The 13,441-nt window shown below is 54.5% G+C and carries 20 protein-coding genes; 19 read left to right on the plus strand and 1 reads right to left on the minus strand.

Going from position 1 to position 13,441, the window contains the following annotated elements; translation table 11 throughout:
- Positions 1-10 precede the first annotated feature (10 nt).
- From AC5E51_RS06420 to AC5E51_RS06500, 17 genes are all read left to right on the plus strand, one after another.
- A complete protein-coding gene (locus AC5E51_RS06420; protein ID WP_491778311.1) occupies positions 11-283 on the plus strand; it encodes a hypothetical protein in 273 nt (90 codons plus the stop codon).
- Entirely contained in the window at positions 280-600 is a 321-nt protein-coding gene (locus tag AC5E51_RS06425) for a hypothetical protein (protein ID WP_491778312.1), read from the plus strand. The genes AC5E51_RS06420 and AC5E51_RS06425 overlap by 4 nt, the downstream gene beginning before the upstream one ends.
- Positions 597-1,307: a hypothetical protein gene (locus AC5E51_RS06430; RefSeq protein WP_491778313.1), complete on the plus strand. Its 711-nt coding sequence runs from the start codon at positions 597-599 to the stop codon at positions 1,305-1,307. Before AC5E51_RS06425 ends, AC5E51_RS06430 begins: the two co-directional genes overlap by 4 nt.
- A gap of 231 nt (positions 1,308-1,538) precedes the next feature.
- Positions 1,539-2,183, plus strand: coding sequence for a DUF3164 family protein (locus tag AC5E51_RS06435; RefSeq protein ID WP_491778314.1), 645 nt, complete (start codon positions 1,539-1,541; stop codon positions 2,181-2,183).
- Positions 2,167-2,391: a hypothetical protein gene (locus AC5E51_RS06440; protein ID WP_491778315.1), complete on the plus strand. Its 225-nt coding sequence runs from the start codon at positions 2,167-2,169 to the stop codon at positions 2,389-2,391. Before AC5E51_RS06435 ends, AC5E51_RS06440 begins: the two co-directional genes overlap by 17 nt.
- Positions 2,384-2,932, plus strand: coding sequence for a hypothetical protein (locus tag AC5E51_RS06445; protein WP_491778316.1), 549 nt, complete (start codon positions 2,384-2,386; stop codon positions 2,930-2,932). The genes AC5E51_RS06440 and AC5E51_RS06445 overlap by 8 nt, the downstream gene beginning before the upstream one ends.
- Positions 2,929-3,147, plus strand: a complete 219-nt coding sequence (locus AC5E51_RS06450; protein WP_491778317.1) for a hypothetical protein — start codon at positions 2,929-2,931, stop codon at positions 3,145-3,147. Before AC5E51_RS06445 ends, AC5E51_RS06450 begins: the two co-directional genes overlap by 4 nt.
- Before the next feature lie 244 nt (positions 3,148-3,391).
- Positions 3,392-3,835 (plus strand): gp16 family protein, encoded by a 444-nt coding sequence (locus AC5E51_RS06455; protein WP_491778318.1) that lies wholly within the window; start codon positions 3,392-3,394, stop codon positions 3,833-3,835.
- Positions 3,832-4,182: a Mor transcription activator family protein gene (locus AC5E51_RS06460; RefSeq protein WP_491778319.1), complete on the plus strand. Its 351-nt coding sequence runs from the start codon at positions 3,832-3,834 to the stop codon at positions 4,180-4,182. The genes AC5E51_RS06455 and AC5E51_RS06460 overlap by 4 nt, the downstream gene beginning before the upstream one ends.
- A 249-nt stretch (positions 4,183-4,431) precedes the next feature.
- A complete protein-coding gene (locus AC5E51_RS06465; protein WP_491778320.1) occupies positions 4,432-5,412 on the plus strand; it encodes a hypothetical protein in 981 nt (326 codons plus the stop codon).
- Positions 5,413-5,423: 11 nt separating this feature from the next.
- Positions 5,424-6,359, plus strand: a complete 936-nt coding sequence (locus AC5E51_RS06470) for a major capsid protein (protein WP_491778321.1) — start codon at positions 5,424-5,426, stop codon at positions 6,357-6,359.
- A gap of 9 nt (positions 6,360-6,368) precedes the next feature.
- Positions 6,369-6,707, plus strand: coding sequence for a hypothetical protein (locus AC5E51_RS06475; protein ID WP_491778322.1), 339 nt, complete (start codon positions 6,369-6,371; stop codon positions 6,705-6,707).
- The gene (locus AC5E51_RS06480) at positions 6,704-7,036 is read left to right on the plus strand and encodes a DUF2190 family protein (protein WP_491778323.1); all 333 of its coding nucleotides are present in this window, start codon (positions 6,704-6,706) and stop codon (positions 7,034-7,036) included. The genes AC5E51_RS06475 and AC5E51_RS06480 overlap by 4 nt, the downstream gene beginning before the upstream one ends.
- Entirely contained in the window at positions 7,036-7,536 is a 501-nt protein-coding gene (locus AC5E51_RS06485; protein WP_491778324.1) for a phage protein Gp36 family protein, read from the plus strand. Before AC5E51_RS06480 ends, AC5E51_RS06485 begins: the two co-directional genes overlap by 1 nt.
- On the plus strand, positions 7,536-7,964 hold the full coding sequence (locus tag AC5E51_RS06490) for a phage tail terminator protein (protein ID WP_491778325.1): 429 nt from the start codon (positions 7,536-7,538) through the stop codon (positions 7,962-7,964). Before AC5E51_RS06485 ends, AC5E51_RS06490 begins: the two co-directional genes overlap by 1 nt.
- 31 nt (positions 7,965-7,995) lie before the next feature.
- Complete coding sequence (locus AC5E51_RS06495) at positions 7,996-8,151, plus strand: DUF7210 family protein (RefSeq protein ID WP_491778326.1); 156 nt, start codon at positions 7,996-7,998, stop codon at positions 8,149-8,151.
- Positions 8,151-8,927, plus strand: a complete 777-nt coding sequence (locus AC5E51_RS06500; protein WP_491778327.1) for a phage tail tube protein — start codon at positions 8,151-8,153, stop codon at positions 8,925-8,927. Before AC5E51_RS06495 ends, AC5E51_RS06500 begins: the two co-directional genes overlap by 1 nt.
- A gap of 79 nt (positions 8,928-9,006) precedes the next feature.
- On the opposite strand, the gene AC5E51_RS06505 is transcribed toward AC5E51_RS06500, so the two are convergent.
- The gene (locus tag AC5E51_RS06505) at positions 9,007-9,255 is read right to left on the minus strand and encodes a hypothetical protein (RefSeq protein WP_491778328.1); all 249 of its coding nucleotides are present in this window, start codon (positions 9,253-9,255) and stop codon (positions 9,007-9,009) included.
- Here AC5E51_RS06505 and AC5E51_RS06510 point away from each other — a divergent pair.
- On the plus strand, positions 9,254-13,057 hold the full coding sequence (locus AC5E51_RS06510) for a phage tail tape measure protein (protein WP_491778329.1): 3,804 nt from the start codon (positions 9,254-9,256) through the stop codon (positions 13,055-13,057). The two genes, AC5E51_RS06505 and AC5E51_RS06510, sit on opposite strands and share 2 nt — an antisense overlap.
- Positions 13,054-13,440: a hypothetical protein gene (locus tag AC5E51_RS06515; RefSeq protein ID WP_491778330.1), complete on the plus strand. Its 387-nt coding sequence runs from the start codon at positions 13,054-13,056 to the stop codon at positions 13,438-13,440. The genes AC5E51_RS06510 and AC5E51_RS06515 overlap by 4 nt, the downstream gene beginning before the upstream one ends.
- Position 13,441 lies beyond the last annotated feature (1 nt).

The raw sequence follows: 13,441 nt of genomic DNA on the forward strand, positions 1-13,441 counted from the left end.
GGAGCAGCTCATGACTCAGTTAAATCATCAACTCGTGAACACGCATTACATCGACAGGCTGGGCAACGTCGCCTATGCGGTAGGAAAACTGACAGATCTGGATGTCTGCATTTTAGACATCGACATGAACCGCGTTAAACCCGTGTTGACCGTGCAGAACTGCGCGGCGGTACGATCGCTCGACGGCGTACGGTTTTCACACCGTGGCAGCCCCCAGGGCCGCGTCACACGGATGCAGGCGCAACTCAATAACTGCCGTATTGAATGGGAGGTTCAGCCATGAGCGACACAGCCACAATTTCAGACAACGTCGTTGAAATCACCGACGCGGATTACCGCAAAAAACAGCTGGAAACCAACCAGCAAAACTATCAAATCGCCTGCGGCCTCGATGCTGCGACGGATGCTGTGAAATTGCTGTCAGATTCCGGCGTTGCGATTCACAGTGTTGCGATCGCAGATAACTTCGCTTACATGCAAACGGCCTCTGCGCGCAAAGTGCCTGGCGTAAAAATCATCGGCACCGTCGCTCGCAACCAGTGCACCATGGTTCGGGCCGTTTTGATGGGCTCCGTTCTTGAATGGGAGGAGCTGCTATGAAAAAGATCCCCGCACTTCTTTTACTGATCGGCGCCGTGGTGTTACTGCAGACGCACTCAATCAAATGGTGGAGCCAGTACGACGCCCAAACCGGCTGGCTCTGGGCTGTAGTGATCGAAGCCGGAGCCATCTGGCTCTGGTCTGCGAATAACTGGCTGCGCAACATCATTGCCGCCTGCGCAACCGCGCTGGCATTGATCGCACCGCTGCATGAGCTGGCCTCACCTGTGCTCGAACAACAACAGGCGGCAACTCAGGCCGCAGACAGCCTACCAGCACGCACAGAAGCCGCTCAGGCCCGCGTTGAGTCGTTAGAGGCGTCATTAGCCCAGTACAACGCCAACAGCGAATACAGGGCCGGTTGGCACGGCCTGATCGTCAGTACGCAAGAGCAGCTCAGCGCTGCCCGCAGCGAGCTTGCCAACCTACAGGCTGAACAGACCACGCCGGTACCGGACACGCTCAGCACGTACCTGCCGATCGCGATGCAGATGATCGCAATGGTGCTGCTGCAATGCCTGGTGGTACTGACAACGCGGAGCCTGTTTACGACACAGAATCGGTTAAACACAGCAGCACCCGACGCTGGGGAGACCGCTGCAGGACGCAGCGGTCACTCCCAACCCTTTTGGAAAACACTGACCGAACTCGCGACCGAGTCAGCAAAGAGCATCGCCGCCCGCGCAGGCCGAAACCGAGCGGCGTAATTGATTTAACCCAGGCCAGAAACAGCCATCGAAAAAACCGGAGCCCTCCATGACTACTAACGCAAATATGAAAAGCTGGATCGGCATGTGCCCTCAGTGCGGGCCTGTACGTATTGAATCAGCAGTAGAACCAGTGCGCTGCTCAAATACGCGCACAAGTAACAAGCTCCCGGTGCGGTGTCGGGAAAACCTGACATACGCATTCAGTGGCAAAGAGAAAAAGGATCAAAAATGAATAGCAAGACAGAAATTCCCGCTGGCTACATGCAAAACCAGCATGGAGATTTAGTGCGCGAAGAGAACGTCAAAGAGATCGACAAGCTGAAAGATCAGGCTGCGATCGAACTGGCCGAAAGCGCAAAGGATATTCACATGAACCTGGTGCGATTCAAGCGCCGTGCGCTCGATGATATCCGTGACCTCATCCAGATTGCCGCAGAGAAGTACGGCGAAAAGCTCGGCGGTGAAAAGGGCAATATCAGCATCAGCAGTTACGATGGCCGATACAAAATCCAGCGGGTATTTGCTAGCCGGATCTCGTTTGGCCTTGAGTTAAAAGCGGCAGAGAGTCTGTTCACGAAATATCTGGATTCCGTGACGGCCTCTGTTGAGAACGATGTACGAGTATTGATTGAGGGAGCATTTAAGACCACACGGGGTGGCAACTTACGAACGTCAGAACTGCTGCGCCTACTCAGCTTTGAGATCAAACACCCTGCGTGGATTCAGGCCTGTGAAGCGCTGAAAGATAGCATTTCTGTTGATGGTTCGACGGTGTATGTACGTGCATACGAGCGCGTAAACGACAGCGACCAGTATCGGCCTATTCCGCTCGATATAGCAGCGGTTGGAGGTGGCTATGTCAGAGCAAGCTGAATGCCCGATCTGTGAAGACACAGGTATTGATGATCGCCTGGCGAACTTCCGCGCCTGTGGTCACTGCCGGAAAGGCAAGTTGCTGCAGCTGAATTACCTGCGGATAAAAGCCGCAGAAATGCAGCAAGAGGTGTACAGCGCACAGCGTGAAATTCAGCACCTGGAACAAACCATCCCTGTGATTAAACGTGAGGCCCAGCATGGATAAGTTACTGACTGACAACATTCTCAAAACCATCCGCGCATCTGGTCGCTACCTGTCTGCCCGGCAAATAGCGGACAAAATCTGCGAAGACCAGGAGATGGTGCAGGCCGGGCTTGAAGTACTTGAAGCCGATAACAAGGCGGAACGGCGCGGGCGTCATGTGTGGGGTCTCGTGGGAGAGTATTTCTCCCGCGATCAGAACACGGTAACGATCATTCCTGAGGAAAAGTCGTCCGCCTCATCGCCTACTTCGATAGCAGCGAAGGCGGTCGCAAAAACAGTAACGACACCGAAAGCCGAACCCAAAACTGAAACGCCGTTACCGGAGCCAGAAATGACCACGCCAGCAACGCCGAAAGTAAAAACCCTGGACGACGTTCTTAACCGTATGGAGCAGCGTTTAAGCACACCTCGTATACCGCTGGATAACGTAAAAGATAAAAGCATGGCGCTGCATCGCCTTGCAGGCATGACAGAAGAGCCGCTCAGCAGCCTGCTGCTGGACATCCGTGACGACCTGCAGCGCAGGAGTGTGGGAGCATGAGTGAGCAACTCAGTCTCCACGGCGCCGCCGGTGTCACGAAACGCCGGACACCACGCAGAGTGATGATGCATGTCGTCGATGCCGGTGTATTCCCTGACGGCAAAAACTGCATTGAGTTTGAATGCGCCCGGTGCGGTTATAACACCGGGCACATTTACGACACAGAATCGGTTGCTACGAATAAACGTGGTCGACCATGCCCGAAGTGTAATTGAGTTACTGGAGGTGAAAATGTTTTTTGCTCTGCTGATGCTGGTGTTTGGTACATGGATAGGCTGGGAATGGGCGCACTCAACAATAGCGACAGAGTGCGAGCGTCAAGGTTCGTTCTATGTTGGAAAGAAAACGTTTAAGTGTTCGGAAATCACTGAGCACGAATAACGCCTCGCACACTCGCCGAGGCACGAGGTCGCGTGGTGCGAGTGTGTTATCAATCAACGATTAAAACAGGTTTAAATCATGGCTAATTTAAAAGCCCAAATCCATATCGCGAAAAGCCAGCTCGGCCTCGACGATGAGAACTATCGCGAGGTGCTGAAAGGCGCGACTGGAAAAACCAGCTGCGCAGCCATGAATGAGCGCGAGTTAAAAACCGCGCTCCAGGCATTCAAAGATCGTGGCTTTAAATCCCGTCCGCCCCGCAAACCCAAAGGCAATGCCACGCTGGAAGAAAAGCTGATCGCGGTCTGGCGCGACATGGGCCGTGCCGGTTTGCTCAATAACTCATCTGACGCTGCACTGCGATCGTACGTGCGCCGCCAGACTGGCAACAGGTACGAAGCCCCTCAGTTTTGCGATAACAGAACCCTGATCCGATTAATTGAATCATTGAAGCAATGGCGCAAGCGCCTCGAGCGCGACGCTAAAAAAACAAACGACCAGGCAAACGGAGAACAGCAATGACAGCAGCTCGTAATATCATGCGCGACGCACCTGAAATGCTCGCCGATCTGTTTGACACGATCGCTACCGCAGCAGCTGAAACAGGGCTAAACCAAGAGAAAGCTGACGAGCTCGCGCTGAGTGTGGTTGATCAGTTGGCTGCCGCCTGGTCGGGTCAGCTTCTGTACTTCGGTAAAAACACACACATGAGGCTGCGCCAGCGCGATCTGGATATGTATCGCGATTTTGACGGGCATAACCACGCCGAGCTGGCAGATAAATACAAACTCTCTGTGGTTCGCGTGTATGCAATCATCAAGAAGGTAAATGAGTTGATCAGTGTCGAGGGCCAGCAATCGCTCCTGTGAGCTGTTTTTGGCGAATTGGTACATCGCCCCGACTTTTTTTATAAAATCGCTTTTGACGCGTCATGACGCGCTTCCTGAACGAATAAATCTGCTACGATCCCTGCACTTTCTTTATCCCTAGGAAGTTTACTGGCCAAGAGCCAGAAATCCCCCTCCCTGAAAACCTGAAAATCTTTTAAAGCCCGTTAAAAGACGGCCCCAAAATCACACGCGATACTGGCATCACTCTCAACGCACCGAGTGATTTAGATGCCAACTCCAGTTATTCACCTGTTCCGCCCTGGTACCCACATTGATATGGGTGGTCAGGAATTGACGTTCAGCGAATCTGATCTGACCGCTACCGTGAATGCGTACGACCCCGCACTCCACGAAGCCCCTCTATGCATCGGCCACCCGAAAGATGACGCACCCGCCTATGGTTGGGTGCAATCAATGCGTATGGCGGCTGACGGCCCTGAAGCAACACCGCACCAGGTAAACGCCGATTTCGCGGAGATGCATAAAACCGGTGCATTTAAAAAAGTCTCAGCATCTTTCTATCCACCTAACAGCCCGCACAACCCTGTGCCTGGTGTTTATTACCTGCGCCACGTTGCGTTTTTAGGTGCGCAGCCTCCAGCTATTAAAGGTTTGCGTCCGGCTGAATTCGCTGAGGCGGATGACTGCATCACTATCGAATTTTCTGAAGCGCCTGCCGCTGATCCTGTTCCTGAACCGACCACTGAACCTTCACAAGAGGAAACGACTGTGACTCCCGAAGAAGCTGCGGCTCTTGAAGCCAAAAACCAGAAGCTGGAAGCCGATCTGAAAGCCGAGCGTACTGCTCGTGCGAAAGACGCGGCTGATCGCGCCCATGAAGAAAACGCGAATTTTTGCGAACAGCTCGCCACTGATACCCGTATCGGCAAAGACGATGTGGAAGTCATGACGGCTGCGCTGGACGCACTGCAAGCGTCTGAAAACCTGAACTTCGGCGAAGGCGACGACGCCAAGCCCCTGTACCTGGTACTGAAAGATAAATTGGGTGCGATGCCGCAGCGTGTTGAATTCGGCGAAAGTGCCACGCACGACAAGGCGGCCAGTGCGGATGACGGCGCAGACGACTCTGTGCAGTACGCCGAAGGCACGCCTAAAGAGCTGCAGGAGCTGGATCAGAAGATCCGCGCTCACATGCAGAAAAACAATGTTTCATACGCTGCAGCGGCTCACGCTGTGGCCAGCAAATAAGGAGCTGACCCATGCCACAACGTTTATCTAACCTGCGCGTCGTCGATCCGGTTCTCACGCAACTGGCGATCGGCTTTGGTAACAACATGTTTGGTGCCGCCGAAGCGCTGTTCCCGCTCGTGGAAATCGATACCGAAGCCGGGAAAATCCCTAAGTTCGGCAACGAACATTTCAAAATCTACAACACGCTGCGTGCGCTGCGTGCCAAGTCGAATCGCATTCAGCCGTCAGATATCGATGGCTTCGATATCAACCTCGACGAGCACGATCTGGAATACCCGATCGACTACCGCGAAAGCGCTGAGGCTGCGTTCCCTCTGCGTTCGCATGCAACAAATATTGTGACGCAGGGTATTCAGCTGCGCCGTGAAAAAGCGTGTGCTGATTTGGCACAGAACGGAGCCAACTATGCAGCGAGCAACAAAATCACATTGTCTGGCAACAGCCAGTTCACTGATGGTTCTAACTCTGACCCTGAGGGTGTGATCTCCGACGGTAAAGACGCGATTCGCAAGAAAATCGCGAAAGACCCGAACACCATGGTGATCGGCAACGCCACCTGGCGCGTAATGAAACGCCATCCAAAGATGCGCGAACTGTTGTCGACCGCATCAAAGCGTTTGATCCGCTTGGAAGACCTGCAGGACATCTTTGAAATCGAGAACATCATTATCGGTTCCTCAGTGTTTTCTGCTGACGGCTCTGACGATGTGTCCGATGTCTGGGGTGACAACATCGTGATGGCGTACGTCCCGCAAAAGCAGCAGGACATGGAGCGCTCTATGTATGACGCGGCGTTCGGTTACACCATCCGCAAGAAAGGTTCTCTGGTCATGGACTCCCGTACTGAAGACGGAAAGATCGAACTGGTACGCCAGACCGACATTTACCGCCCGTACCTGGTCGGTGCAACCGCTGGTTACCTGATCAGCGACACCAACGGCTAAGGAGTAACCATGGCTACAACCAAACCGACCGCCGCTCAGAAAAAAGCGGCTGAAGAAAAAGCCAAGGCTGAAGCACAGGCCAAAGCAGACGCTGAGGCCCAGGCCAAAGCAGATGCCGAAGCCGCAGCTCAGGCTAAAGCGGACGAAGAAACCGCAGCTCAGGCTAAAGCGGACGAAGAAGCCGCAGCCAAAGCCAAAGTGACTGAGGAGCTGGAGTACCAGGTACTGGAGCCGCTGCTTCACAACGGCGAGACCTACGCTCCCAATGAGTACGTCTATTTAACCGCGAAACAAGCTGAGCGCCTGTCGGCCCGCAGTGTGATTCGCCTGACTGGAGAACGCGCATGAAAACGCATCACCCAATTCTGGTTTTATCAATCACCGCCGCCGCCGCGCTCACACAGCGCCGCTTTATTGGCATGGATGGCGACGTCTGTGGCGCAGGCGCTAAGGCGCTGGGCGCAGCTGAGTTTAATGCCGATGCTGGCGATCAGGCATCCGTCAATGTGGCGGGACTGATTCTGGTTGAAGCCGGTGGCGCGATCACTGCAGGTACCGAGGTTGAATCTGATGCCGACGGCAAAGCGATTGCGCAGTCTGCCGGTGTTGGCAACGGCTATGCGCTGGATGCGGCCACCACTGACGGTGACGTGATTCGCGTGGTACGGGGTATCTGATGGTGGCGTATGCGACCGTCGCAGAGTTGGCCCAGGTTGCGACTGGTGGCTGGAGAGAGTTGTCCCAGTTAGTCAGTGGCGATCCGGGGTTGACGGGTGATCTGCTGCAGCAGAAGTACAACGGAGAGTCACTCGATGACCCGGCGTTGAGTGCTGCCGCAGACACCACTCTGACCCAGTTGGAAGATGCGCTGGAGTCAGTCAGCCGGTATGCAGATAGCTACCTGAATCAGCGTTATCGCGAACTGGTACCGCTGGCCGCCGAACATTATGAAAACACGGGGCTGCCCTTTGCAGTTGCCGCTCTGACCTTGGGGCGACTGTATGGCCTGGATAAGTCTGACGACATGCGTAAAGCGCTCGCAGAGCAGGAAGGCTACCTGAAAGACTTGGCCGCTGGCCGTGCGTCGTTGAATTACGAGCAGCCCAGTACACCAGACGAACCAGGACGAATGACGGTAAATTCTCGACCTTCCGCGTTTAACTGGGATGGTTACTGATGTTTACCAATATTGAGAAAGAGTTGGTCAACGCGCTGAAAGAGCAGCTGCCTGATGTACATATTCTGACGGCAGATGATCTGGCCGACATCGAGGAGAGCCGCCAACCAACACCTGCGGTGCACGTTATTTATAACGGCTACCGGGTCGTCGGGGATCGCCCCGATAAAAAAGCGGCTCAGGTCGCCATGACCTGGTTGACCGTGGTCGCTGTAAAGAACGTGCGTGATCGCCGCGGTGGCAGTGATGCCCGGCAGGATGCAGTCGCACTGACTGAAAAGATCGCGGGTAAATTGCTGGGCCATCACGTTGCTGGCAGCGTCGGCCCGCTGGCCCTGGCAAATGCGCCAGCCCCGGCAGGCAATAACGGGTTTTTATATGTGCCGCTGGCGTGGTCAGTGGAGACGGTTTTACAACGCACTGATTAATGCACTGACGAAAGCACTGAAAGGAGCTGAGATGAAAAAGCCACAAGAGAAAGTTGAAGTCATTCTGGCAAAGGCGCACACCCACGCAGGTAAGCCGTACGCCAAGGACGACAAAATTAAGGTCCGGCCATCACAAAAAGTATGGTTGGCCGCAAACAATGTCATCGCTGCAGAGGAGTCTAAGTAATGGGCGAACGTGTACAGGTTTATAAGCCCTATCTGGGCTCTGGCAAGGTTTATATCCGCGATGCGGCTCTCGCAAACGGCCCTGCGTATCACATCGGTAACGTATCGGTGCTGACGCTCACTCACGACGAAGAAGTGATCGAGCAGAAGGACTACACCAGCGCCGGTGGCGGTACGCACGCAGAAGTGCGTCGTATCAACGCCGTAACGGCTGCCATCACTATGCATGACCTCAATGCCGACAACCTCGCAATGGCGACTAAGGGCACCACCACTGCGATCGCGGGTGCAGCAGTGACTGACGAAGCCGGTACCGCCCACAAAGGCGCGCTGATTCGCCTGGCACACCCGCAGCCGACCACGGTGGAAGTGACCAGCGATGACGGCAATACCACCTACACCGAAGGCACTGATTACGAAGTGCGCGGTGCGGGTATTTTCATTCTGGCGACTGGCGCGATCGCGACTGAGATTGAAGCCCTGCCAGATGAAACCGTAGGCCTGCCAGTGCTGATTGACTACACCCACGCGGCGTACAGCCAGGTCGAAGCGCTGGTTCAGGGCGGTAAAAACTGGGCGATCACGTTTGATGGCGTCAACGAAGCGGACGGTGACAAGCCGAACATCGTTGACCTGCACAAAGTGAACCTGGGCTCAGCGAATGAGATCTCGCTGATCGGTGACGCGCTGGGGCAGATCAGCCTGGAAGGTAAGTTACTGAAAGACAGCTCAAAAGGCGGCGGCCAGTCTGGTTATTACACCACTCAGCAGGTGTGACAACAGACGACAGCTCCTGACAGAGCTCAACAAAAAAGGCGGCTCTGATAGCCGCCTTTTTTTTGAATCGGTAATTCCGCTATTTACCGAACAGCAGTTTGAATAGCCGGATTACGATGGCTGCGACAAATGCCACGATCGCAACAACAATGGCGCCGATGGTGATAAAGCCGAAGAGCTTTTGAAAAAATAGTCCAGGATCAAAGCCGGTAACGGCGGCAGCAACAAAAAAGGCAATAACGCCAACGATTATCGCTAGAAAGATCATGCCTTCAACAAACTGTTCTTTCAGGCTTCTTTTAGGTTTAGCAGAGTGAGTATTGTCCATGAGTAAAGACCTCGAATTGTCACTTAAACTGCAAGTGGATAAGAAAGAAGGAGAATCTAACCTTAGCGCGTTCCGGCGGGCTTTTAAAGGCGCGATGGAGGATATCGGTAAAAGCAGCGCCGAGGTTGATGAGTTTGGCCAGTTAGTTGCGGACATCAAACTGGGCAAAAAAGCGGTCGACGAACTGGATAACGAAACCCGACAACTGTACGACACCTACAATAAAGGCGCTCAGTTAGCCGCGGATAAAGACATTTTGGGGTTGAAAGCCCACGCCGATATTCAGCGTGAGATCGACGAAACACGCGAAGCCTACCAGCGCCTGAAGACCAGCGGCACCCTCACACAAGAAGAACTCGCGCAGGCGGCGCTAAAAACCGAAGAGCGCATTCGTCATTTAAAACACGAGACCAACGGTTGGAGTGATGCCCTGCAGGATGCCGGGGGCAGTATTGCCGGGCTGGCGGCCAGTGCGGCGGGGCTTGCGACCATGGCAGGCTATGCCATCGACTTTGAGTCAGCGATGGCCGATGTGCGCAAAGTGGTCGACGGCACCGATGAGCAGTTTGATGCCCTGACTGATCGCATTAAGGAATTGACGGGCGAACTGCCGATTACCGCAGAGGGGCTGGCCGCCATTGCTGCGCAAGGTGGCCAGCTGGGTGTACCGATCGAGAAACTGGATCAGTTTGTCACTCTGGCCGCGAAAATGGGTACGGCGTTTGAGTTGTCGGTTGAGCAAGCAGGCAACGCCGTCGCTAAGCTCAGCAACATCTTTAACATCCCGATTGAAAACGTCGAAGAGCTGGGCGACGTCATTAACGTGCTGGGGAATACCACCGCAGCGCGCGAAGCGGATATCCTCGATGTTCTCACTCGCATAGGCGGCACGGCCAGCCAGTTTAAGCTCACGGCAGATCAGGCGGCGGTGTTAGCGGCCACGATGATCGAGATGGGTGCCAAAGCCGAAGTGGCCGGTACCGGCATTAATGCATTACTCAGTAAACTGCAGACGGCCAATGTTCAGGGTAACGATTTTAAGCTGGCGCTTGAGACAATGGGCCTGTCTGCTGAGCAACTGGCACAGAATATTCGCAACAATCCGCAGCAGGCGTTGAATGAGTTTCTCGCCACACTGGCGAAACTGGACGACCAGGCACGGCCTGAAGTACTCACTCGTTTGTTTGGACAGGAGTATCAGGACGACATAGCCCGCCTGCTTAACGGCCTGGATAATTACGAAGCCAGTCTGAACCGTGTGACCGATGCGGGTAATACTGCCGGTGCCATGAGTAAAGAATTTGCCGCCCGGATGGAAACCACTGAGGCGCAGATTCAACTGATGCAGAATGGCCTGCAAGAGGCCGCAATCAATCTGGGCTCGGTGTTTTTACCTGCTATCCGTGCTGCTGCCGTTGGGATCGGCGATGTGGCGCGTGCGTTGGCTGAATTTACCGAAGCGAACCCGGCCATTGCCGCTATTGCAACCTCACTCGGCACCGTCGCTGTGTCTGCCGGGGCGCTTCGCCTGTTGTTTTTGTCGCTCGGTGTGGTCGGCTCGAAAGCCTTTGGAAATATCCGCAAAGAGATATCCATAGCCAATACCGACTTGAAACTCCTTTCTAAGCAGGTTGGAGCAACTGCTTTAGCTATGCGAGTAGCTGGCGGCGTTGCTGCTTCGGCTTGGATCGGCTGGGACATCGGTAAGCAGCTGAGCGCCGAGTTTGTTGAGGTTGAGCGTGCTGGCATTGCTTTAATGGCAGGCCTGACCAAAATTGCGGAGCGGATACGTTTTGTCTTCGATGTGATTGAGACCGGAGACTGGGAAGCCTCGGTAAAACGCCTCGAGGAGCGCCTGCAAAATGTCGATGACATCTACGGCGATATGTTTGCCGACACCTATAAGCCACGTGAAAAACTCGATGAGCTGGGCGATGCAGCACAAAGCGCAGCCATTAAGTCTGCACAGGCTGCCCAAAAAATCCGTGATGAATTCGCGGCGCTGGATCTTACAAATGCCGCCGGTATTCAGAAATTTACCCAGCAGATCGATAGCGCCTCTGACAGTGCCAGCCTGCTCACCGAAGAGCTGAAAAAGTGGATCAGCGAAACCAGTGCGGCGGATCTCACTAAGTTCCAGGAAGGTCTCGTTGAGGCGTTCACGGATGGGAAACTGTCTGCCGAAAAACTCGCCGAATACAACGAGCTGGTGCTGCGCCAGTCGTTCGAAACGCTGGGCCTGAGTGCAGAAGCCGCACTGGGTAAAATCAGCCCGGCTGCACAGGATGCCATCACTCAGGTGGATCTGATCCGCGACACCATGATCAGCATGGGCGAAACCGGCGAGGCACGTATGGTTGCGCTGGAACAGGCGATTCGCGGCGCGGTGGGTAAAGCTGATACGGCAGCGGCAGTGTCAGCTCTGCGCGATCGCGTTGCTGAGTTGGGTGAAAGCGGCGAACTTTCTGCTGACCAGGTAAAGCGCTTGAATGGTGAATTGAAAGACCAGGTCAATGCGCTGAACCAGATTAAGCCAGGCATTGATTCGGTTGAAGATGCCATGCGCTCACTCGGCCTGACCAGCCAGGCCGAACTGCAGAAGACAGCGAATCAGGCACTGGCAACCGTTAATGCGCTGCGTGAGATGAAAGCGCCGCTGGCAGATCAGAAAGCGGCGTTCATTGCGTACGCTGAAGCCGCAGTTGCAGCCAATAAGCATGTTTCTGATGCGCAGCGCCAGGTCGTGGTTGAGCAGTTAAAAGTGCGTGCGGCGATGCTGGGGCTGAGCGATGCGTTGCAGGGGCTGTTGGGCGAGCAGGAAGACCTGGGCGACGCCGGTGAGGAATCTGGTGATCGCGTAGCTGAGGGGGCGAACAAGGCCGCCGATGCAACGAAAAACCTCGGCGATGCGACTAAGCAATCAACGCGCGATGTGCAGGCTGTGGCCGCTTCATTGGCTGACTGGTTCGGCGCAGTACGCAATGAAATGTCCGGCCTGAGTGAGCAGGCCCGCGTGCTGTTTGATGACAAACTTGGCTTGCAGTCGTCAGGCACGGTCACCGAAGTCGATGCGCTGAAAGCCTCCCTCGCGGCGGCCCGTGAAGAGCTGGGAAAAATCGCGATCGACAATCTCCAGACGTTTGATGCAACCGGCATCAATAAGTGGAAAAACTCGGTCCTGAAGGCGAAGGACGAAACCATCATTGCGTATCAGGAACAGAAGCTGAAGTTCCTGGAATACACCAACGCGATTGAATCTGGCTCCCGTCTCAATGAAGGGTTTATTAACCAAGCGCAGAACGCACTGCAGACGATGGACCTGCTGGGTAACGAAGATCTTAGCCAATTGCAGTCTGCGATCGACAGCGCGACCCGCAAACTCGAAAGCATGACCGATGCCGCAAAGTCTGCATTAACTGGCCTGCAGGACGAGCTGGATCGTTTGCAGGGCAATCAAGATGCAATCGATCAACGGGAGTACGAAGAGAAACGCATGGAACTGGCGCAAGCACTGGAAGAAGCCCGTAAGTGGGGAAATGACCAGGCGATCGAGTACTACTCTAAGGCCCTGAAGACCCTCGAAGACGTGCGCCGCGAACGCCAGCAGCAGTCGCGTGAATCCTCCTTGTCAAATAACAGCTCATCGTCGTCGGGCGCTCAGCCTGCGCAATCATCGGGTAGTACGTACAACGTCAACATCACGCTAGGTAATAAGCAAACAACGGCGAGTTTTGACTCTGCGTCAGATAAAGCGACGTTTATGGAAATGCTCGAAGAATTTAAAAACAGGAGTGGCGGATGATGCAGATCGACTCAATCACGTTACCTGAAAACCTCTATTGGTCAGATGAAATGTCATTTAAGAATCACGTGCAGAGCAAAACCCGGTCGGTGACCGGTCGCACTGTTGTTAGCCACCAGTCTCTACTGCACGGACGTCCAATAACGCTGACAGGCGCGTGGGTTTCGCGAGCTGATCTGGCTGCACTGACTGCGTTGGAGAACGCGCCTGATACCCCGAGAACGCTGACGCTGAATAATGGTGATACGCACCAGGTGTTGTTCGATCTTGAACAAGGCGGCATTGAAGCGACCCCGGAGTACCCATTGTCGACGCCACTTTCGAACCCTGACGACAACACTCTTTACCGACTCACTATTTACCTGATTACTGTAGGAGCCTGAT

Source organism: Thalassolituus sp. (genome assembly GCF_984348125.1).

Excerpts from the sequence above, each read along its gene's own strand:
- AC5E51_RS06445 (WP_491778316.1), top strand. The coding sequence starts at position 2,384 with ATGGATAAGTTACTGACTGACAACATTCTCAAAACCATCCGCGCATCT.
- AC5E51_RS06435 (WP_491778314.1), top strand. The coding sequence starts at position 1,539 with ATGAATAGCAAGACAGAAATTCCCGCTGGCTACATGCAAAACCAGCAT.
- AC5E51_RS06475 (WP_491778322.1), top strand. The coding sequence starts at position 6,369 with ATGGCTACAACCAAACCGACCGCCGCTCAGAAAAAAGCGGCTGAAGAA.
- AC5E51_RS06440 (WP_491778315.1), top strand. The coding sequence starts at position 2,167 with ATGTCAGAGCAAGCTGAATGCCCGATCTGTGAAGACACAGGTATTGAT.
- AC5E51_RS06515 (WP_491778330.1), top strand. The coding sequence starts at position 13,054 with ATGATGCAGATCGACTCAATCACGTTACCTGAAAACCTCTATTGGTCA.
- AC5E51_RS06420 (WP_491778311.1), top strand. The coding sequence starts at position 11 with ATGACTCAGTTAAATCATCAACTCGTGAACACGCATTACATCGACAGG.
- AC5E51_RS06425 (WP_491778312.1), top strand. The coding sequence starts at position 280 with ATGAGCGACACAGCCACAATTTCAGACAACGTCGTTGAAATCACCGAC.
- AC5E51_RS06450 (WP_491778317.1), top strand. The coding sequence starts at position 2,929 with ATGAGTGAGCAACTCAGTCTCCACGGCGCCGCCGGTGTCACGAAACGC.
- AC5E51_RS06510 (WP_491778329.1), top strand. The coding sequence starts at position 9,254 with ATGAGTAAAGACCTCGAATTGTCACTTAAACTGCAAGTGGATAAGAAA.
- AC5E51_RS06480 (WP_491778323.1), top strand. The coding sequence starts at position 6,704 with ATGAAAACGCATCACCCAATTCTGGTTTTATCAATCACCGCCGCCGCC.
- AC5E51_RS06430 (WP_491778313.1), top strand. The coding sequence starts at position 597 with ATGAAAAAGATCCCCGCACTTCTTTTACTGATCGGCGCCGTGGTGTTA.
- AC5E51_RS06500 (WP_491778327.1), top strand. The coding sequence starts at position 8,151 with ATGGGCGAACGTGTACAGGTTTATAAGCCCTATCTGGGCTCTGGCAAG.
- AC5E51_RS06495 (WP_491778326.1), top strand. The coding sequence starts at position 7,996 with ATGAAAAAGCCACAAGAGAAAGTTGAAGTCATTCTGGCAAAGGCGCAC.
- AC5E51_RS06505 (WP_491778328.1), bottom strand. The coding sequence starts at position 9,255 with ATGGACAATACTCACTCTGCTAAACCTAAAAGAAGCCTGAAAGAACAG.
- AC5E51_RS06465 (WP_491778320.1), top strand. The coding sequence starts at position 4,432 with ATGCCAACTCCAGTTATTCACCTGTTCCGCCCTGGTACCCACATTGAT.
- AC5E51_RS06470 (WP_491778321.1), top strand. The coding sequence starts at position 5,424 with ATGCCACAACGTTTATCTAACCTGCGCGTCGTCGATCCGGTTCTCACG.
- AC5E51_RS06455 (WP_491778318.1), top strand. The coding sequence starts at position 3,392 with ATGGCTAATTTAAAAGCCCAAATCCATATCGCGAAAAGCCAGCTCGGC.
- AC5E51_RS06490 (WP_491778325.1), top strand. The coding sequence starts at position 7,536 with ATGTTTACCAATATTGAGAAAGAGTTGGTCAACGCGCTGAAAGAGCAG.
- AC5E51_RS06485 (WP_491778324.1), top strand. The coding sequence starts at position 7,036 with ATGGTGGCGTATGCGACCGTCGCAGAGTTGGCCCAGGTTGCGACTGGT.
- AC5E51_RS06460 (WP_491778319.1), top strand. The coding sequence starts at position 3,832 with ATGACAGCAGCTCGTAATATCATGCGCGACGCACCTGAAATGCTCGCC.